General features: G+C 69.2%; 16 protein-coding genes and 2 pseudogenes. 10 read left to right on the forward strand and 8 right to left on the reverse strand.

Annotation, left to right across the window (positions count from 1 at the left end):
• The first annotated feature begins 164 nt into the window (after positions 1-164).
• Positions 165-1,154: an AraC family transcriptional regulator gene (locus tag ABWV53_RS03795; protein ID WP_353363125.1), complete on the forward strand. Its 990-nt coding sequence runs from the start codon at positions 165-167 to the stop codon at positions 1,152-1,154.
• A gap of 297 nt (positions 1,155-1,451) precedes the next feature.
• Here ABWV53_RS03795 and ABWV53_RS03800 read toward each other — a convergent pair whose 3' ends face one another.
• Positions 1,452-3,002, reverse strand: coding sequence for a hypothetical protein (locus ABWV53_RS03800; RefSeq protein ID WP_353363127.1), 1,551 nt, complete (start codon positions 3,000-3,002; stop codon positions 1,452-1,454).
• Between the two features lie 173 nt (positions 3,003-3,175).
• Entirely contained in the window at positions 3,176-3,526 is a 351-nt protein-coding gene (locus ABWV53_RS03805; RefSeq protein ID WP_353363129.1) for a hypothetical protein, read from the reverse strand.
• A gap of 382 nt (positions 3,527-3,908) precedes the next feature.
• On the opposite strand from ABWV53_RS03805, the gene ABWV53_RS03810 reads away from it, so the two are divergent.
• Positions 3,909-5,702 carry a methyl-accepting chemotaxis protein gene (locus tag ABWV53_RS03810; RefSeq protein ID WP_353363131.1) on the forward strand — a complete coding sequence of 598 codons (1,794 nt, stop codon included), beginning with the start codon at positions 3,909-3,911 and terminating at the stop codon, positions 5,700-5,702.
• A 144-nt stretch (positions 5,703-5,846) separates the two neighbouring features.
• On the opposite strand, the gene ABWV53_RS03815 is transcribed toward ABWV53_RS03810, so the two are convergent.
• Positions 5,847-6,662 (reverse strand): SDR family NAD(P)-dependent oxidoreductase, encoded by an 816-nt coding sequence (locus ABWV53_RS03815; protein ID WP_353363133.1) that lies wholly within the window; start codon positions 6,660-6,662, stop codon positions 5,847-5,849.
• Positions 6,663-6,780: 118 nt separating this feature from the next.
• Between ABWV53_RS03815 and ABWV53_RS03820 the strand changes: the two genes are divergently transcribed.
• Positions 6,781-7,740 (forward strand): LysR family transcriptional regulator, encoded by a 960-nt coding sequence (locus ABWV53_RS03820; RefSeq protein WP_353363135.1) that lies wholly within the window; start codon positions 6,781-6,783, stop codon positions 7,738-7,740.
• A gap of 20 nt (positions 7,741-7,760) precedes the next feature.
• Here the strand turns inward: ABWV53_RS03820 and ABWV53_RS03825 are convergent, their stop codons facing one another.
• Positions 7,761-9,215 (reverse strand): sensor histidine kinase, encoded by a 1,455-nt coding sequence (locus ABWV53_RS03825; RefSeq protein ID WP_353363137.1) that lies wholly within the window; start codon positions 9,213-9,215, stop codon positions 7,761-7,763.
• Positions 9,202-9,873: a response regulator transcription factor gene (locus ABWV53_RS03830; protein ID WP_353363139.1), complete on the reverse strand. Its 672-nt coding sequence runs from the start codon at positions 9,871-9,873 to the stop codon at positions 9,202-9,204. The genes ABWV53_RS03825 and ABWV53_RS03830 overlap by 14 nt, the downstream gene beginning before the upstream one ends.
• A 171-nt stretch (positions 9,874-10,044) precedes the next feature.
• Here ABWV53_RS03830 and phnD point away from each other — a divergent pair, with 171 nt between their 5' ends.
• The 6 genes and pseudogenes from phnD (at position 10,045) to holA (ending at position 15,139) form a co-directional block, all read left to right on the forward strand.
• Complete coding sequence (gene phnD, locus ABWV53_RS03835; protein ID WP_353363141.1) at positions 10,045-11,046, forward strand: phosphate/phosphite/phosphonate ABC transporter substrate-binding protein; 1,002 nt, start codon at positions 10,045-10,047, stop codon at positions 11,044-11,046.
• Between the two features lie 10 nt (positions 11,047-11,056).
• Positions 11,057-11,842 carry a phosphonate ABC transporter ATP-binding protein gene (gene phnC, locus ABWV53_RS03840; RefSeq protein WP_353363143.1) on the forward strand — a complete coding sequence of 262 codons (786 nt, stop codon included), beginning with the start codon at positions 11,057-11,059 and terminating at the stop codon, positions 11,840-11,842.
• Positions 11,839-12,645: a phosphonate ABC transporter, permease protein PhnE gene (gene phnE / locus ABWV53_RS03845; protein ID WP_353363145.1), complete on the forward strand. Its 807-nt coding sequence runs from the start codon at positions 11,839-11,841 to the stop codon at positions 12,643-12,645. The genes phnC and phnE (ABWV53_RS03845) overlap by 4 nt, the downstream gene beginning before the upstream one ends.
• A gap of 73 nt (positions 12,646-12,718) precedes the next feature.
• Positions 12,719-13,468 carry a phosphonate ABC transporter, permease protein PhnE gene (gene phnE, locus ABWV53_RS03850; RefSeq protein ID WP_353363153.1) on the forward strand — a complete coding sequence of 250 codons (750 nt, stop codon included), beginning with the start codon at positions 12,719-12,721 and terminating at the stop codon, positions 13,466-13,468.
• Positions 13,469-13,489: 21 nt separating this feature from the next.
• Positions 13,490-13,930 (forward strand): annotated as a pseudogene (locus ABWV53_RS03855) (LPS-assembly lipoprotein LptE); the annotation flags it as partial.
• Positions 13,931-14,086: 156 nt separating this feature from the next.
• Positions 14,087-15,139: a DNA polymerase III subunit delta gene (gene holA, locus ABWV53_RS03860; protein WP_353363147.1), complete on the forward strand. Its 1,053-nt coding sequence runs from the start codon at positions 14,087-14,089 to the stop codon at positions 15,137-15,139.
• 23 nt (positions 15,140-15,162) lie between these two features.
• Here holA and ABWV53_RS03865 read toward each other — a convergent pair whose 3' ends face one another.
• Positions 15,163-16,101, reverse strand: a complete 939-nt coding sequence (locus tag ABWV53_RS03865) for a LysR substrate-binding domain-containing protein (protein WP_353363155.1) — start codon at positions 16,099-16,101, stop codon at positions 15,163-15,165.
• A gap of 92 nt (positions 16,102-16,193) precedes the next feature.
• Here ABWV53_RS03865 and ABWV53_RS03870 point away from each other — a divergent pair, with 92 nt between their 5' ends.
• Positions 16,194-17,117 (forward strand): carbon-nitrogen hydrolase family protein, encoded by a 924-nt coding sequence (locus ABWV53_RS03870; protein WP_353363149.1) that lies wholly within the window; start codon positions 16,194-16,196, stop codon positions 17,115-17,117.
• Positions 17,118-17,146: 29 nt separating this feature from the next.
• On the opposite strand, the gene ABWV53_RS03875 is transcribed toward ABWV53_RS03870, so the two are convergent.
• Both ABWV53_RS03875 and ABWV53_RS03880 read right to left on the reverse strand, forming a co-directional pair.
• Positions 17,147-17,443, reverse strand: coding sequence for a hypothetical protein (locus ABWV53_RS03875; RefSeq protein ID WP_353363151.1), 297 nt, complete (start codon positions 17,441-17,443; stop codon positions 17,147-17,149).
• A 75-nt stretch (positions 17,444-17,518) separates the two neighbouring features.
• Positions 17,519-19,020, reverse strand: a pseudogene (locus ABWV53_RS03880) (DHA2 family efflux MFS transporter permease subunit); the annotation flags it as partial.

Genomic DNA, 19,020 nt, shown 5'->3' on the forward strand with positions numbered 1-19,020 from the left:
CCATGCGAATGCGACGGGTCAGGTCGCCAGGGTGGACTGCCACTCCATGACCGTCCCCCGGCCCGAGCCTGAGTCGCCGGGAAAAGCCAGCACATCTGGCCTGGTTCGGCGCCAGCGGTGTTTCGTCTGCCGTTCTCGAGCGGCACAGTACGAGGAGCGCTTCAATGGACAACTACGCTACGAATGCAGGCGGGCCATTGACCCATTGGGTCCGTACCGAGCCTATCCGCGACCGGCGAAGGCTCCACGCCTTTCAAGAGGAATTCACCCAAAGAGTGGGTGGCGTGCACGTAGAGCCCGTGGACGGAGTACCACTGGCGATGGCGGGTGGCGTGACGGGTCTGGAGGACCTGATGCTGGGCCTGGGAAATACCTCGCCTTCGCTCTGCATTCATCCGACCACCGGTGGTGGTGAAGACCATGTGATGCTGACGCGCTGGAACCAGGGGCAGAGCACGTTCACCGCGCGAGGCCGCCAGTGGGACCTGGCCGATGGCGATGCGGTCCTGAACATACCGGGTCAGATCGCGACCGTCGCGGCCCACACGTCGTCCCAGATATGCATGGCGACTCTGAGCCGCAAGCGGCTCGCAGCGATGCACATCGACGTGGATGCGGCGCTGCTGCGCCCGCAGCGTGGCAATGCGGCGGCGGCGATGCTGTCGGGGTACGTGCGGCTGCTGCACGAGCAACAGGGGGCGCTGGCGACACCTCCGCTGCAGCGTGCGGCGGCGCTCCATGTCTACGATCTGGTGGCACTGGTCGCCGGTGCGCCGGGGGACGTGGCGCAACTCGCTCACGGCCGAGGGGTGCGCGCAGCGCGACTGTTGGCAGTCAAGCAGGACATCGAGAACCATTTCACCAACCCTGCGCTGTCGGCGGCGATGGTCGCGGCGAGGCAAGGCATCACTCCGCGCTATCTCCACATGCTGCTGGAGCAAGAGGGGCTGAGCTTCAGCGCCCTGGTGCTGGAGCGGCGCCTGGCGTTGGCGTGGCGCATGCTGGCCGACCCGCGCCTGATGGTTCGGCCGATCGGCGCGATCGCCCTGGATGTGGGCTTCAACGACCTGTCGTATTTCAACCGCAGCTTTCGCAGGCGCTACGGCATGACCCCGTCGCAGACGCGCAGCGAGTGTGCGCAGGCGCGCCGCTAGTGTGCTGTTCCGCAAATAGTGGCTCAAAATGAAATGGATGGATTCCTTCGCAGGGCAAGGCGCCAACCGCGGCGATAGCCTTAGCTATCGCGAGGATTGGCAACGCCGCCCTGCGGAGGAAGACCCCATCTCATAAGCCAACTTAATTGCGGGACAGGACACCAGGCCGCTGCTGCACGCATCGCGCGAACCGGGTGCGCGGCGGATCGGCAGGGGTTGCAAGGCGCACACCGCCGCACTGGCGACGCGTCAAGGGCTGCCGGCCATGCGGGGTGCCACCGCATGGCCGCCGCCCTGTCATCGCAGCGGGCCCAGGCCGGTCTGCATGCCATGCCGGTCGACCACGCGTATGCCGTACAGGGTGCCATCCTTGATGTCCGCGTCGCTGGGCACCTCGCCGATGGGCACCGCCGCGTTCTTGAGCATGGCCTTGCCCCAGGCCATGTCGCCGTTCAGCACGAAGCGGTAGTCCTTGGCGAGTTTGTAGTTGCCAAGAGTGGAATCGCGCACACGCTGAAGGCAGCGCACCTTGCGCGCGGCAGCATCGCTGTAGCTGCACACCATGCCATCGACCGATTGGGCACTCGGGCCATAGACCGAATTCAGCGTCAACGTCGTGGTCAGACCATTGGTCCTGTCATACAGGGCCCAGGTACCCAGCAAACTCGCCGGGTCGGGGGGCGAGGCACCGAAGCGGAAGCGCTCGATGGTGCGGGGCCCTTCACCGGGGAAGCGGACCACGCCCTTGTTCGGGTTGTCGAAGGCCAGATAGACCATGCCGGCATCGGCCGCCTCGGTGCCCGAACGCGCACTGCTGCCGAACCAGCGCCCACCTTGATAGCGCTTGAGCGGCCCCCCGGCCTGCGTGTTCTGATAAGGACCCATCGCCATATGAAAGGTGGCATCGCCCGCCGTGTCGTAGTTGTAGACCTGCATCACCAGCGTTCCGCCCTGCGTGTCGATGGCCATGCCCCGGCCGGGCTTGCCGTTGAGCTCCGAGCTCACGACCCAGGTGCCGTCGTTGGGAGTATGGGTGAACGCCAACCCGGGCGCTTCGATATCGGCGGCGCCGTTATTGAAGTCCATAAAGCGCATCCCCACCATGCGGTAGGTCGTGCCCGCCCAGGTGAGCGTGCCGCTCAACTGGCGGACATATTCCTTGAACTCGGCATTCCAGCCATTGCCAGCACAGCGAAAGCTGTAGGAGGCCGGGGAATAGCTGCAGTGCGCGATCCTATTGAAGTCTCCGAGTTCCGTCCCGATCGCCAGACCGGGTGCGCCGGGTGTCTCGCTGGCCTGGTCGAATTCTCCGGTGGCACCCGTGAGCACCTCCGCCGCGTTGCCAGCATCATCCAGCAACGCCAGCACCCAAAATTTAGTGGCCAACCGATCCTGCGGCAGGCCCTCGAAGCGGTAGCGCTCCATGGCGACCGGGGGCTCGCCCGGGAACTGCACGATGCCGGTGCTCCCGCTCGTGAAGCTGATCTGCACATTGCCTGCGTTGCCGGCCTCCACGCCCGTGAGCGGCCCGCTGCCGAAGTAGGGCCCGCCCCGGTAGTACCTGAGCGGCGCGCTCATCTGCTGATTCACCAGCTGACCCGTGGCCAGGTGGAAGGTGGCCGTACCGTCGGCGCGGTAGTTGTAGATCTGCATCACCACGATGCCATCCTGCACATCGATGGCGAGGCCGCGGCCGGGCTTGCCGTCCAGTTCGGCGCTCACGATCCACGTGCCGCTCTGGGGGGTAAAGCCAGTGGCGGCTGGAGCGGCGTGGGTGGTGATGCAGCCACACGCCAGGGCTGCGGCGGCCAGGCCGCTGCGGATGCGACGTTGAACCCGAACTTGCATGGATATCTCCTTACGACAATGAAAACCGGCATCACGGGATGAAGGCCGTGGTGGAGCCGCGGGCGACTGGGTCGGCCGGCTGACGTCGAGGCCCGCGTCGAAGCGCGCTGCAGTCGGCTCGGCGTCCTGGCGGCGATGTCTGCCGCCGCGCATGCGGGGTTGCGGGCGCGCCATCATCTGAACCAGACGATCATCGCGGCGGTCAGGGCGCAGGCGGCGGCGTTGGCCAGGCTGACGCCGATGGCTTTGTCGACGCGCTGGCCGTTGTGCTCGTACAGCCAGGCGGCCATGGTCAGGTTGGCGCCCACCCAGATCAGCCAGGTCCAGAGCGAGTGCTGGCTGGAGTCGCGGGTTTGCAGGATGGCCCAGCTCGTGGGCAAGTAGGCCACCAGCCGCGCGATGGTGAGCAGCATGAAGGCCCAGGTCAGCACCCGCAGGTACGCGCTGCGCCAGGCGGGCACGACAGGCATGGGCGGATGCGCCAGGCCGGGCTGCTGCGAGGGTTCAGGGGGGTGGGCGCTCATCGGGTGTCCGTGGTTCGAGCGCACACAGTAGGAGCTGGCGTCCTGGCTGTCTTGGTCTGGGGGGAAGTGGTTCAGGACGGCAGCGAAGCCAGCGCAAGCAAGCCTCGCCAAGCCCGGAGCCGCAAGCCGGGCGCACGGCCGATCGCCTCGCTCACTCGCCCGCCCGCCCGCACGCACGCACGCACGCACGCAGTGCTGCCCGCAGCCGGTCACGCGGACATGCGCAGGTCTTCACTACCCGGTAGCTTCATTGCGTCCTGCGGAATGGCAGGCATTCAGCTTCAAGTTGGTGCGTCGCTTGTCGATATCTGGGCAGGCACGCCTTCACGCGCTGACGTTTCCCACGGAGCCGACGGCGGCTTTCCATTCCTGAGAGATTCCCATGAACCACCTGAAGATCGGCGCCCGCCTGGGCGGAGGTTTCGCCCTGGTCCTGCTGTTGATGGCCCTGATGACGGCCTTCGGCGTCTGGCGCCTGCACACCGTGGCCCAGGCCACCAGCGAGATGACGCAGCAGCCGCTGGCCAACGAACGCATGATCAGCGATTGGTACCGCTACGTGTACAGCGCCGCGCGCCGCACCAGCGCCATCGTGAAGAGCAGCGACCCGTCGCTGGGCCAGTTCTTCGCGGCCGACATCGCCACCACCACCAAGGAAGCCGCGCAGCTGCAGCAGCGCATCGAGCCGCTGCTGGACAGCGCCGAAGAAAAAGCGCTGTGGGGCGAGATCCAGAAGGCCCGCACGCTCTACCTGTCGTCGCGCGATCAGGCCGTGAAGGCCAAGGCCGACGGCCAGGCGGAAGAAGCCGACCGCCTGCTCACGCAGGTCTTCCTGCCCGCGACCGACCAGTACACGGCCCTGATCCAGCGCCTGCTGGACATGCAGCGCGGCAGCATCGACGCCACCGCCCGCGACATCGACGGCATCTTCCGCCAGAGCCGCCTCTGGCTGATCCTGCTGGGTACGGCCGCGCTGGCGCTGGGCGCGGCGTGCGCCTGGTGGCTGACGCGGGGCATCGTGCGCCCGCTGTCGCAGGCTGTGCGCGTGGCGCGGGCCGTGGCGTCCAGCGACCTCACCAGCCAGGTCACCGTCACCTCGACCGACGAGACCGGCCAGCTGCTGCAGGCGCTGCAGGACATGAACACCAGCCTGGCGCAGGTGGTGGGGCGCGTGCGTTCGGGCACCGAGAGCATCGCCACCGCCTCCGGCCAGATCGACGCCGGCAACCAGGACCTGTCGTCGCGCACCGAGCAGCAGGCCAGCGCCCTGCAGCAAACCGCCGCGTCGATGGAGGAGCTGACCAGCACCGTCAAGCAGAACGCCGAGAACGCGCGCCAGGCCAACCAGCTGGCCGCCTCCGCGTCGCAGACCGCCGCGCAGGGCGGGCAAGTGGTGGCCGGCGTGGTGGACACGATGAAGGGCATCAACGATTCCAGCCGCAAGATCAGCGACATCATCGGCGTGATCGACGGCATCGCCTTCCAGACCAACATCCTGGCGCTGAACGCGGCGGTGGAAGCCGCCCGGGCCGGCGAGCAGGGCCGGGGCTTCGCCGTGGTGGCCGGCGAGGTGCGGGCGCTGGCGCAGCGCAGCGCCTCGGCGGCCAAGGACATCAAGGGCCTGATCGGCGATTCCGTCGCCAAGGTGGAAGAGGGCTCGCAGCAGGTCGCCGAGGCCGGCCGCACCATGGACAACCTGGTGCAGAGCGTGCAGCGCGTGAGCGACCTGGTGGCCGAGATCAGCGCCGCCAGCCAAGAGCAGAGCGCCGGCATCGACCAGGTGCACCAGGCGATCTCGCAGATGGACTCCGTCACGCAGCAGAACGCCGCGCTGGTGGAAGAGGCTGCGGCCGCCACCGGCGCGCTCAAGTCGCAGGCCAGCCAGCTGGCGGCGGCCGTGAGCGTGTTCCGCATCGACGCGGGCAGCCAGCAGGCGGCCGCGCAGGCGCTGCGCACGGCGGCTGCGGTGCCGGTCGCTCCGGCCGCGCCGCGAGCGGTGACCGCACCGCAGCGCGCGCCAGCGGTTGCCGCGCCTGCGCCGCGACCTGCCGCCGTGGCGTCCGCTGCCAAACCGGCAACCGCCAGCCGGCTGGCGCCGCCGGCCAAGCCCCGCGCCGCGGCCACGCCCCCGTCGCCGGCGGCGCGCGGCAGCGACGACGACTGGGAAACGTTCTGACCCGCGCCGCAGCCACCGGGAATTCATCGGCTTGCTATCGAAGTAATAGCTGAATGCCCAGGTGGAAAAAGCGCCGGAAGGTGATTTGACCCTGAATTCATGCGCAGGGCCGGCGGCCCCGGGCCAACGCCGCCTGGCGGCGCATCAGACGAACATGCCGCCCGAAGCCTCGATGCGCTGGGCATTCACCCAGCCCGTGCCCGGCTGCAGCAGCGCGGCGACCGCGCCGCCGATGTCGTCCGGCAGGCCCACCCGGCCCAGCGCGGTCTGCCCCGCGATGAAGCCGTTGATCTGCGCGTTGTCGCGCACCGCGCCGCCGCCGAAGTCGGTCTCGATCGCACCGGGCGCCAGCGTGTTCACGGCGATGCCGCGCGCGCCCAGCTCCTTGGCCAGGTAGCGGGTCAGCACCTCCACGCCGCCCTTCATCGCGGCGTAGGCCGCGTAGCCCGGCAGCGCGAAGCGCGTCAGGCCCGAAGACACGTTGAGGATGCGCCCGCCGTCGTTCATCAGCGGCAGCAGTTGCTGCGTGAGAAAGAACGTGCCCTTCAGGTGGATGGCGACCATCTGGTCGAACTGCTCCTCGGTCGTCTCCATGAAGCCGGCGTGCGCGCCCGAGCCCGCGTTGTTCACCAGGAAGTCGAAGCGCTCGCGCTGCCAGTGCGAGGCCAGCACGCCGCGCACCCGCGCCGCGAAGTCCGCGAAGGTGGCGGTGGCGGCCACATCGAGCGGCAGTGCCACCGCGCGGCGGCCCAGCGCCTCGATCTCCGCGACCACGGCCTGCGCCTCGGACGCCTGGCTGCGGTAGGTCAGGATCACGTCGTCACCCGAGCGCGCCACGTGCAGCGCGGCGCTGCGGCCCAGGCCCCGGCTGCCACCGGTGATGAGGGCGATGGCCGGCTGGCGGGCCGATGGGCTCGTGGCCGGGGCGGACGGGGTCGTGGGGGATGCCGTGGTGGTCATGGGGGAGCTCCGTTTCAACGAAAGGGGTGGATCGGTAGGTGATGGAATGCAGTCTATTGATCGGCTGCCCGCTCATAAACCATCGAAAATGGATAGCACTGTTCATTCAGAAAGAACAATGAGCCCTTTCGACCGCATGCACACCTTCGTCCGCGTGGCAGAGCTCGCCAGCTTCACGCAGGCGGCCGAGGCCCTCGGCATCCCCAAGGCCCGCGCCTCCACCGCCGTGCAGCAGCTGGAAACGCAGCTGGGCACGCGCCTGCTGCACCGCACCACCCGGCGCGTTCTGCTCACGCAGGACGGGCAGGCCTACTACGAGCGCTGCAAAGACCTGCTGGCCGACGTCGACGAGCTGCAGTCCATGTTCCAGCACGCCGAGGGCGCCGATGGCGGCAGCGGCCTGCGGGGCCGCGTGCGGGTGGACATGTCCACCGGCATGGCGCGCAACGTGGTCGTGCCGCGCCTGCCCGAACTGCTGGCGCGGCACCCCGCGCTGGAGCTGGAGCTGAGCAGCACCGAGCGGCGCGTGGACGTGGTGCGCGAAGGCTTCGACTGCGTGCTGCGCACCGGCGCCGTGGTGGATGGCGGCCTGGTCGCCCGCCCGCTGGGCCTGGCGCGCCTGGTCAACTGCGCCAGCCCCGGCTACCTGCGCGCGCACGGCAGGCCGCAGTCGCTGGCCGACCTGCCTGCCCATCGGCTGGTGCATTTCGTCAGCACGCTGGGCGCACGCTCCACCGGCTTCGAAGCGGTGGTGGGCGGCGCGCCGGTGGCCGTCGCCATGCAGGGCCCGGTGACGGTGAACAACGCCGAGGCCTACATGGCCGCCTGCCTCGCGGGGCTGGGCATCATCCAGGTGCCTCGGCTCGGCGTGGTCGACCTGCTGGCGCGCGGCGAACTGGTCGAAGTGCTGCCCGCACTGGCCGCGCCGGCCATGCCGCTCACGCTGATCTACGCCAACCGGCGCAACGTGCCGCGGCGCGTGCGGGCGGTGATGGACTGGCTGGCGGAGGTCGTCACGGCACACCTGGCGTCAGGCAGCGGCGCGGCCCTGCCACCCGGAGCCGCAGCGGCGCGCTGACCGGAGCGGGCGGTTCCAGGTCAGGGGTTCGTGGGCAGCCACAGGGTGGCGTTCAATCCCGCCGCCCGGCCTTCACGCAGCCGGTTGGCCACCTCCAGCCGGCCGCCGCAGGCCTGCGCCATCTCGTGGCAGATGGCCAGGCCCAGGCCGGTGCCCTGGCGGTGCGGGTCGCCGCCCACGAAGGGCACGAACAGGTTCTGCAGCAGCGGCTCGGCGATGCCGGGGCCGTCGTCGTGCACGGTCAGCGCCACGCCGCCGGGTTCCACGGCCATGCGAATGCCCAGCGCGCCGCCTTCCGGCGTGTAGTGCAGTGCGTTGTGCAGCAGGTTGACAAGGATCTCGCGCACCATCCAGGCCGGCCCGGTCCAGCGGCACGGCGCGGGGTCGAACTGTAAGTCCTGGTGCCGGGCCGAGATGAGCGGCGACAGCTCGATGGCGACTTCTTCCACCAGCGCGACCAGGTCCACCGTCTCGATCTGCCCGGCGGACACGTCCGCTCGGGCGCGGTTCCAGGTCAGCAGTTGCTGCACCACCCGGCTGGTGCGGCGCGTGGTGGCCGCCACCTGCTGCAGCGCTTCGTGCGCCGGCACGTCGCCGCACAGGCCCGCATGCGCCTGCAGCTGCAGCACGGCCAGCGGCGTGCGCAGCTGGTGCGACGCGTCGGCCACGAAGCGCTGCTGCAGCGCCTGCGCCCGGCCGGCCAGGCCCAGCAGCCGGTTGAAGGCGTTCACCAGCGGCAGCAGTTCGCGCGGGGTCTGCGGCACCACCATCAGCGGGTCGAGATTGCTGGCCGGGCGCGCTTCCAGGCCCCGGGCGAACACGCGCAGCGGCCGCAGCGCGACGGTGATAGCGGCCCACACCAGCGCCAGCAGCACCACCAGCAGCAGCGCCTGCCGGCCCAGCGTCTGCCAGAGAATGCCCTGGGCGATGCGGTCGCGGTAGGCCGAGGGCTCGCCGACCTGCACCACCACGTAGCGCAGGCCCTCCTCGGTTTCCACCGGCTGCCAGAGCACGGCGATGCGCAGCGGCTCGCCGCCCTGCAGCGTGTCGTAGAGCGCCAGCCGGGCGCCGTAGCGCGGGTGCACGGCCGCCACGCCGCGGTAGGGCTCCAGTGCGCTGTCGCCCGCCAGGTAGGCGCCGTCCAGGTAGCTCACGCGGTAGATCATGCGGCTGCGGGTGGCCTCTTCGGGTTGGCGCTCGCCGCCCTGGTCGCTGTCGTAGAGCTCCAGCGCTGCATGCGGCAGGCTGATCTGCAGCTGCCCCTGTTCGAGATGGATCAGGTCCGCCAGGGCATGGGCCGACGTCACCAGCAGCCGGTCGAACGCACGCTGCGCCGTGCCCAGCGCCGCGTGGTACGACGCCCAGGCATCCACCACCATGAAGACCGCCACCGGCAGGCACAGGCCCAGCAGCAGCCGGTGGCGCAGCGAGAAGCCGCCTCTGGCGGCCCCGGCCGGCCGGTCACTCGGCGGCACGGCGTTCCTTCACCAGGTAGCCCAGCCCGCGCAGGGTGGCGATCTCCACGTGCGTGCTCGCGAGCTTCTTGCGCAGGCGGTGAACGACCACCTCCACCGCGTCCGGCTGCTCGGGCGCATCGGCGCCGAAGACCAGCGCGGCCAGCCGCGACTTGGTGACCGCGCGGCCGGGCTGCTCCATCAGCGCCGTGAGCAGGGCGCCTTCGCGGGGCGTGAGTTCCAGCGCCTGGTCGTCGGCATAGAAGGCGCCCGCCGCCCGGTCCATGCGCAGGTCGCCGCAGTGCGGCTCGTCTTCGAAGCCCGCACGGCGCGCCAGGGCGCGCAGGCGGGCCTCCAGCTCGTCGGGGTCGAACGGCTTGCCCATGTAGTCGTCCGCGCCGATGTTGAGGCCCGCCACCCGGTCGCCCACGCCGCCGCGCGCGGTGAGCACCAGCACCGGCATGCGGTGGCCACGGTCACGCAGGCGCTGCAGCAGCTGCAGACCGTCCATGCCGGGCAGGCCCAGGTCTAGCACGACCAGCTCGAAGGCCGACTGCTGCAGTGCCTGCAGGGCCGAGGTGGCGTCGCCGCAATGCGTGGCCAGGAATCCCCGGCGGGTCAGCAGGCGCATGAGCGCGCCGCTCAGGTCGAAGTCGTCCTCGACGACCAGCACCCTCATCGCGCTGGCCTGCGGAGCGGCTGCGACCGAGGGTTATTCCGTGGGCAAATGCAAGGCAATTGAAAGCTCGCTGAAGGACGGTTGAAAGGCGGGCCACCCGTGTGCGGGAGCGATTCCTATAGTACCGGCAGTCCTTTCGAGACGCCTTCCAGAACAACCCAGGAGACACCCATGCCGTCCACCCGCCGCCTGCCGCTGCGCCTTGCTTTCATCGCCCTTGCCGGGTTCGGCGCCGCTGCCGCCGCGCATGCCCAGGAGGCCTGCGCCTACCGCGGCGACCTGGACGCGCAGTACTGCGATGCCAACCGCGACCTGGTGGCCGACACGCCCACCGACCCCAAGCGCCTGAAGGACCCGAGCACGCTGGTGTTCGCCTTCACGCCGGTGGAAGACCCCGCCATCTACGAGAAGCTCTTCCGCCCCTTCATGGGCCACCTGTCGCAGTGCGTGGGCAAGAAGGTCGTCTTCTTCCCGGTGCAGTCCAACGCCGCGCAGATCGAGGCCATGCGCTCGGGCCGCCTGCACATCGCCGCGTTCTCGCCCGGCCCGGTGAACTTCGCCGTGAACCTGTCGGGCGCCGTGCCCTTCGCCATCCGCGGCAACGAGCAGGGCCCGGTGGGCATGAACCTGAAGATGATCGTGCGCAAGGAAAGCCCATTCCAGAAGCTGGAGGATCTGAAGGGCAAGCGCATCGCCCACACCTCGCCCTCGTCCAATTCCGGCAACCTGGCGCCGCGCGCCCTGTTCCCCAAGATCGGCCTGACGCCCGACACCGACTACAAGGTGGTCTATTCCGGCAAGCACGACCAGTCCATCCTGGGCGTGAAGACCGGCGACTACGACGCCGCCCCGGTGGCCAGCGACGTGCTGCAGCACATGACGGACCGCGGCGTGGTCAAGGCCGACGACTTCCGCGTGCTCTACACCAGCGAGATGTTCCCGACGGACGCCTACGCCTACGCCTACAACCTCGAACCCGCGCTGCAGACCAAGATCAAGCAGTGCTTCTACGACTACAAGGTGCCCGCCGAGATGGCCAAGGGCCTGGGCGGCGACCGCTTCCTGCCCATCACCTACCAGAAGGACTGGGCGCTGGTGCGCACCGTCGCCGCCTCGGCCGGCGAGCTGTTCACCCGCGACGCCTTCGACAAGGCCGCATCGGGCAAGAAGTAACCCGCCTCCCATGCAGACCTCCGGCACTTCAGGCGCGTTGCGGATCGAGCGCCTCGTCAAGGAATACCGCGCCGGCACGCCGGTGCTCAGATCCATCGACCTGACCATCGCCAGCACGGGCCTCACCAGCATCATCGGGCCCTCCGGCACCGGCAAGTCCACGCTGATCCGCTGCATCAACCGGCTGGTCACGCCCACCTCGGGCCGCATCCTGATGCGGCTGGCGGGCGAAGAGGTGGACATGGTGCAGCTGCACGGCCGCGCCCTGCGCCGGGCCCGCCGCCACATCGGCATGGTGTTCCAGGAATACAACCTGGTCGAGAGCCTGACGGTCATGGAGAACCTGCTGACCGGCCGCCTCGGCTACCTGTCCGCCTGGCGCGCCTGGCGCCGCAAGTTCGAACCCGAAGACATCGCCCACGCGCACCAGCTGCTGGCGGTGGTGGGCCTGTCGCAGTTCGCCAACCAGCGCGCCGATGCGCTGAGCGGCGGGCAGCGCCAGCGCGTGGGCATCGCCCGGGCGCTGATGCAGCAGCCCTCGGTGCTGCTGGCCGACGAGCCCACCTCGTCGCTTGACCCCAAGACCTCGGTGGAGATCATCCAGCTGCTGCGCGACCAGGGCGTGCAGCGCAACATCCCGGTGATGGTCAACATCCACGACGTGGAGCTGGCGCGCCGCTATTCCGACCGCATCGTCGGCATGACCGGCGGCCACGTGGTCTACGACGGCCCGCCCGCAGGGCTGACCGAGGAACACCTGCACACCATCTACGGCGGCAAGGCATGGATGGAATGAACACCACCAACACCAACGCCACCGCATCGACCGCCACCCCGGCCTTCCGCTGGAGCACCGGCCAGAAGGCCGTGGCGCTGGCGGTGGCGGCCTACTTCGCCTGGATGATGGCGAACCTGGGCGTCTCGCCCGAGCGCCTGGCCGTGGGCTGGGAGCAGGGCGCGCGCTTCATCGGCCGCATGTTCCCGCCCGAGCTGGGCAAGATGGACGAGTTGGCCCAGGGCATCAAGGAGACGCTGCAGATCGCCGTGCTGGCCACCGCGCTCGGCCTGCTGCTGAGCTTGCCCGTGGGCCTGATGGCGGCGCGCAACCTGTCGCCCGCGCCGCTGCGGGTGGCGGGCCGGGCCTTCATCGCCGCATGCCGCGCGCTGCACCCGGTGATCAGCGCCATCCTGTTCGTGAAGGCGGTCGGCTTCGGGCCGCTCGCCGGCATCCTGGCGCTGGTGGTGGCCACGGTGGGCTTCGTCGGCAAGCTCTTTGCCGACGCCATCGAGGAAATCTCGCCCAAGCCCATCGAGGCCATGCGCGCCACCGGCGCCTCGTTCGCCAACGTGGTGCTGTTCGGCGTGCTGCCGCAGGTGGCGTCGCGCTTCGTGGGCTTTGCCACCTACCAGCTCGACTCGAACCTGCGCAACTCCACCATGGTCGGCATCGTGGGCGCGGGCGGCATCGGCGGGGCGCTGTTCGCCGCCTTCCTGCGCTATGAATACAGCTTCGTGTGCACCATCCTCGCCACCGTGATCGCCATCATCGTGGCGGGCGAACTGATCGTGAACGCCGTGCGAAAGGCCCTCCATGTCTGACGCCGCCGCCGTGAAACCCCCGGGCGCTGCCGTGCAGCCCCTGGGCCTGCCGACCCGTCCCTTCGGCCAGCGCATGCTGCGCTACGCGATCTGGCTCTTCAGCGTTTGGGCCATCGTGCAGTCGGCCCGCTACGTCGAGGTGATTCCGGAATTCCTCTACGACGCGCCCGAGCAGATGGGCGACATGCTGCAGCGCATGTGGCCGGTGGATTGGGGCTACTACCGCGACGGCGTGCATGCGGCGCTGATGGAGACGCTGCACATGGCCACGCTCGGCACGCTGCTGTCGCTGGTGCTGGCGTTTCCGCTGGGCGTGCTGGTGGCGGCCAACGTCACGCGCAACCGGCTGCTGAACTTCACCGCGCGCGTGGTCCTGGTCGCCAGCCGCTCGGTCAACTCGCTGGTGTGGGCGCTGCTCTTCGTGGCCATCTTCGGGCCCGGGCCGCTGGCGGGCATGCTGGCCATCGCGCTGCGCTCGGTGGGCTTCGTCGGCAAGCTGGTGGGCGAGGCGCTGGAGCAGGCGCCCCGCGGCCCCATCGAGGCCCTGCAGGCGGCCGGCGCGGGCCGGCTGGCGCAGATCTGGTACGGCTACTGGCCGCACATCAAGCCGGCCTTCTGGTCGGTGGCGCTGCTGCGCTGGGACATCAACGTGCGCGAATCGGGCGTGCTGGGGCTGGTGGGGGCGGGCGGCATCGGCGTGGTGCTCAACACCGCCATCGACCTGTTCCACTGGAACCGGGTGGCGCTGGTGCTGGTCACCGTCTTCGCCGTGGTGGCGGCAGCCGAACTGGTGGTGCTGCAGATCCGCAAGCGGCTGCTGTAGGGCGGCCTATACGCCCAGATAGGCGCGCCGGACTTCAGCTTCCGCTCGCTCTACGTGCAGTCGCAGCCCGGCTCCGCCATCGCGCGCGAGCTGCGGCGCACGCTGCAGGGCTCGGGCGGCAACCTCACGCTGCTCACCGAGCCCGCCCAGCTGCCGCAGGCCGAGGCCATCCTCGACATCCTCTCCGAGCAGCAGGAGCGCGTGGTGGTGGGCCTGAACGCCTCCGGCCAGGTGCGCGAGCTGCAGCTGCGACTGCGGCTGCGGTTCGGCCTGCGCACCCCGCAGGGCGTGGAGCTGATCGCGCCGACCGATCTGCTGCAGCAGCGCGACGTGAGCTACAACGAGTCGGTGGCGCTGTCCAAGGAAGGCGAGGAAGCCCTGCTGTTCCGCAACATGCAGACCGACCTGGTGCAGCAGCTTATGCGCCGCCTGGCCGCCGTGAAGGTCGGTGCCGCTTCCTGACGGGGGCATGCAGCCCCCTCCCATGGCGTTCCGGCGCGGGCCAGCCCCACCGGCCGGCCAGCCATTCCTCATCGGATTTGCTATGGTTTGTATAGCTGGTTGCGCTTATGGAATAAGCGCTGCAGCCAGTTTTTGTTCTGAAAAGGGGCCGTTGCCATGCAGATTGCGCTGAACCAGCTGACCGCGCAGCTGCACAAAGGCCTGCGCCCGCTCTACACCCTGCACGGCGACGAGCCGCTGCTGCAGCAGGAGGCGGCCGACGCCATCCGCTCGGCGGCGCGGGCGCAGGGCTACACCGAACGCAGCAGCTTCACCGTCGCCGGCGCGCACTTCGACTGGAGCGCGGTGCTGGCGGCGGGCGGCTCGCTCTCGCTGTTTGCCGACAAGCAGATCGTCGAGATCCGCATCCCTTCCGGCAAACCCGGCAAGGACGGCAGCACCGCGCTGCAGCAGATCGCCGCCGCCGCGCAGGGCAACGACAGCACCCTCACCCTGGTGCTGCTGCCCCGGCTCGACAAGTCCACGCGCACCGGCGCCTGGTTCGCCGCGCTGGAGTCGAATGGCGCCACGGTGCAGATCGACCCGGTGGAGCGCGCCGCGCTGCCCACCTGGATCGCCCAGCGCCTGGGCGCGCAGGGCCAGCGCGTGGCGCCGGGCGACGAAGGCCAGCGCACGCTGCAGTTCTTCGCCGACCGGGTGGAGGGCAACCTGCTGGCCGCGCACCAGGAAATCGCCAAGCTCGCCCTGCTGCACCCGCCGGGCGAGCTGTCGCTCGCCCAGGTCGAAGCGGCCGTGCTGAACGTGGCGCGCTACGACGTCTTCAAGCTGTCCGAGGCCGTGCTCTCGGGCCAGGTGCTGCGCGTGCAGCGCATGCTCGACGGCCTGCAGGCCGAAGGCGAGGCCGAGGTGCTGGTGCACTGGGCGCTGGCCGAAGACATCCGCGCGCTCAAACGGGTGAAAGACGCCGTGAACGCCGGCAAGCCGCTGCCCATGGCCTTGCGGGAGAACCGGGTCTGGGGCGCGAAGGAGCGGCTCTTCGAGCGCATCGTCCCGCGCTTCTCCGACGCCGCCGCCGCCCGCCTGCTGCAGTCGGCCCACACCGTGGACGGCATCGTCAAGGGCCTGAAAGTGCCCGACTGGCCCACCGACGGCTGGCAGGCGCTGCAGCGGCTGGCGCTGCAGCTGTGCAAGGCGTGCGCAGGGCGCTGAGACCGGGTCCTGGATAGGCTAAGTCAGGATGCGCGCGTGCCGCCTTGCAGGCCGTGGACTGGATCCTCGCAGGCCTGTCTCACCAGCGCCTTCAAGCGCTGGATGGCAGCATCGCGGACACTGTCCTTGCGCCAGCCCAGTTCGACGGCGAAACGGGGCAGGGGCAGCGGGCACTCCGTCCAGTGAAGCGGGCTTGCCCGAGCCAGTGCCCGAGCGGCGTGTTGCGGCAGGGTCGCGATGCACTCGCTTCCCACCAGCAGGTACGGCAGCGCCGCGAAATGCGTGGTCGATGCATGCACCCGGCGGCTCGCGCCGCGCGCCTTGAGGGCTTCGTCGACCACTCCCACATAGCCCTGCGCGGACACCAGCAGGTGGCCTCTGCGCAGGTATTCCTCCAGCGGGAGGGGGCCGTCGCGCAGCCAGCGGCTGTCGCCCACGCAGGCGTATCCGGCCATGCCGATGACCTCGCGGCCCAGCGTGCTGGACGTGGTGCCTCCCGCCGTTAGGCTCAGGTCGATCTCGCGGGACATCAGCATGTCACTGACCACCAGACTGTGCGTCTGCCTGAAGATCAGGCGAAGGCCGGGCATGTGGGCTGCCACCAGCTGGATCAGCCGGCCGCCAATCGCCACTTCGTAGTCGTCCGACAGGCCCAGCCTCAGCGTGCGCGAGGCCTGGCCGGACAACTGGGCGGACGCTGCCAGGCTCTGGCGGCAATCGTCGAGCGCTTGCGCGATGAGCGGCCTCAGTTCCAGCGCACGCGGTGTCGGCCGCAGTCCCCGGCCGGTTCGCTCGAAGAGGTGGTCCGCATAGAGCACCCGCAAGCGCGCCAGCGCGGCACTGACGGCCGACTGGGTCAGGTGCAGCCGAACGCCCGCCCTGCCCGCTCCACCTTCTTCATACAGCGCCTCGAAGACCTTCAGCAGATTCAGGTCTACTCGAGAGAAATCGATGGGATTCATATCTGATAGCCAGTTGGGACCGTTGATCGTCGAGACGCCCGCGTGCAGCATCGAAGCATCCATTCACTCACTGCCAACCAGCCATCCGACCGATGAACACTCAAACCGTTGCCGCTCTCCAGATCGGATCTTCGCCATTGGGCACTGCGCAAACGCTGCAAGACATTCTTGATTATCAGGACGAGATCAAGGCCAGCGGCGCAGTGCTGGTGGTGATGCCGGAAGCCTTGCTCGGCGGATATCCCAAGGGGGAGCTGTTCGGCACCCACCTGGGTTACCGCACACCTGAGGGTCGAGAGGCTTTCGCCCGCTACTTCCACGAGGCCATCGATGTGCCAGGCCCCGAGACCGATGCGCTGGCCGCGATGTCCGAGAAGACGGGAGCCGCCATTGTCATTGGCGTGATCGAGCGAGACGGAAACACGCTGTACTGCACCGCTCTGTTCTTCACCCCGCAGGACGGGCTGGCCGCCAAGCACCGCAAGCTGATGCCCACCGGGACAGAGAGGCTGATCTGGGGGCAGGGCGACGGCTCGACCCTGCCGGTACTGCAGACGGCAGCGGGGCGCATCGGCGCTGCGATCTGCTGGGAAAACCACATGCCGCTGCTGAGAACGGCGATGTACGCGAAGGGTGTGCAGGTCTGGTGCGCGCCCACGGTCGACGACCGCGACATCTGGCAGGCGACCATGCGACATATCGCGCATGAAGGCCGGATGTTCCTCGTTTGCGCGTGCCAAGTGAAACCGTCGCCCAAGGCCCTTGGCATCGACGCGCCGCACTGGGACGCAGACCGGCCGCTGATTCAAGGCAACAGCATGATCGTCGGACCGCTGGGTGATGTCCTGGCGGGTCCATTGAAGAACGAGACAGGCTTGCTGACTGCGCAGATCGACCTTGCCGAGCTAACACGCGCGAAGTACGACTTCGACGTCGTAGGGCATTACGCGCGGCCGGATGTGTTCTCGCTCTCGGTGGATGGGCGCGCCAAGGCGGCAGTGTCTTTCCAGGATTGATCCGGGGGTACTGGGATCAGCGGTGCATGCTACCCGGTGCCTGTTTGTGCCGCGACCGTCGCACCCGCCTTGTCCGCCCACATCTGCAAGCTGTCCACCAGATCCTGCTGGCTGAAGGAGCAGCTCTCCTCGGCGAACAGCGCGCCCGACTCCAGCCGGTCCAGCAGGCCCAGCAGCACCTCGTCGTACCGGGCGGGCAGTGCGCCGCGCAGCGCGCCCAGCGCCCGCGCCGTGTCGCTGAAGGCATGCGGGCGCAATTCGCCCTGGCGCAGCCGGGCGAGGGCGGTGTGGAAGGCGGCGAGTTCGGTGGCGGCGGGCGTGGTCATGATGGGTCGTGAAGAAGGCGGCGAAAGAGCAGCCCCGAGCGTATCCGTTCGAGGCGCCCCCCCGGCTTCACCGGATCAGTGCGCCCCGGCCGCCGCGTCCGCGCTGCCGGCGCTCGCCCGCACCGGGTGCGCCAGCCAGACCAGCGGAATCAGGAGCAGGAACAGCACGGCCGAGGCATAGAAGATGTCGTTGGCGGCCAGCATATAGGCCTGCTGGTTCACCAGCCGCTCGACCTGGGCCAGCGCCTGGTCGGGCGCCAGGCCGCCGGCCTGCAGGCCCTGCAGCGTCTGCGTGACGGCGGTGCCGCCCTGCTGCAGCCCTTCGGTCAGCTGGGCGTGGTGCAGCTCGGCGCGGCGCTCCCAGAGCGTGGTCGACACGGAGGTGCCGATGGCGCCGGCCGTGATGCGCATGAAGTTCGACAGGCCTGAGGCCGACGGGATGCGGGCCGGCGCGATCTCCGACAGCGTGATGGTCACCAGCGGGATGAAGAAGAACGCCATGGCCACGCCCTGGATGATGGTGGGCACCATGATGGTCATCAGGTCGGCCTGGGTGTTGAAGCGCGAGCGCATCCACAGCACCAGCGCGAACACCAGGAAGGCGAAGGTGGCGAAGCGGCGCGGGTCCACCTTGGCGATGTTCTTTCCCACCACGGGCGAGAGCACCAGCGCCAGCAGGCCCACCGGCGCCAGCACCTCGCCGGCCTGCGTGGCGGTGTAGCCCATGTACTGCTGCAGCCAGAGGGGCAGCAGCACCACGTTGCCGAAGAAGAGGCCGTAGCCCACCGAGGTGGCCAGCGCGCCGGCCCAGAAGTTGCGGATCTTGAAGAGCGTCAGGTCCACCACCGGGTGGTCGTCGCCGCGCTCCCAGATCATGAAGGCGACGAAGCCCACCAGCGCGACCACGCCGCAGGCCACCACCCAGGGCGAGGCGAACCAGTCGTGCTCCTTCCCGATGTCCAGCATCACCTGCATGGCCGCCACCCAGATCACCAGCAGCGCCAGGCCGATGGAGTCGATGGGCAGCGCGCGGCGTTCCGACTCGCGCTTGTGGAAGATGCTCCAGGTCACCAGCACCGCCGCGATGCCGACCGGCACGTTGATGTAGAAGATCCACGGCCAGCTCATGTTGTCGGTGATCCAGCCGCCCAGGAGCGGCCCCATCACCGGCGCGATCAGCGTGGTCATGGACCACATCGCCATCGCCAGCCCGGCCAGCGCCTTGGGGTAGCTGGACAGCAGCAGCGACTGCGAAAGCGGAATCATCGGCCCGGCGACGAAGCCCTGCAGCGCGCGGAAGGCGATCAGCGTGGCCATGTTGGGCGCGATGCCGCACAAGAGCGACGCGATGACGAAGAGGGTAACGCTGGCCACGAACAGGCGCACCTGCCCGAAGCGCTGCGACAGCCACCCTGTCAGCGGCACGGCGATGGCGTTGGCCACCGCGAAGCTGGTGATGACCCAGGTGCCCTGCGTGGGGCTCACGCCCAGGTCGCCCGCGATGGCGGGCAGGGACACGTTGGCGATGGAGGTGTCCAGCACGTTCATTGAACGTGGCCGCCGACAAGGCCAGCGTG

The organism is Acidovorax sp. FG27, from assembly GCF_040365715.1.
GTDB lineage: Bacteria > Pseudomonadota > Gammaproteobacteria > Burkholderiales > Burkholderiaceae_C > Paracidovorax.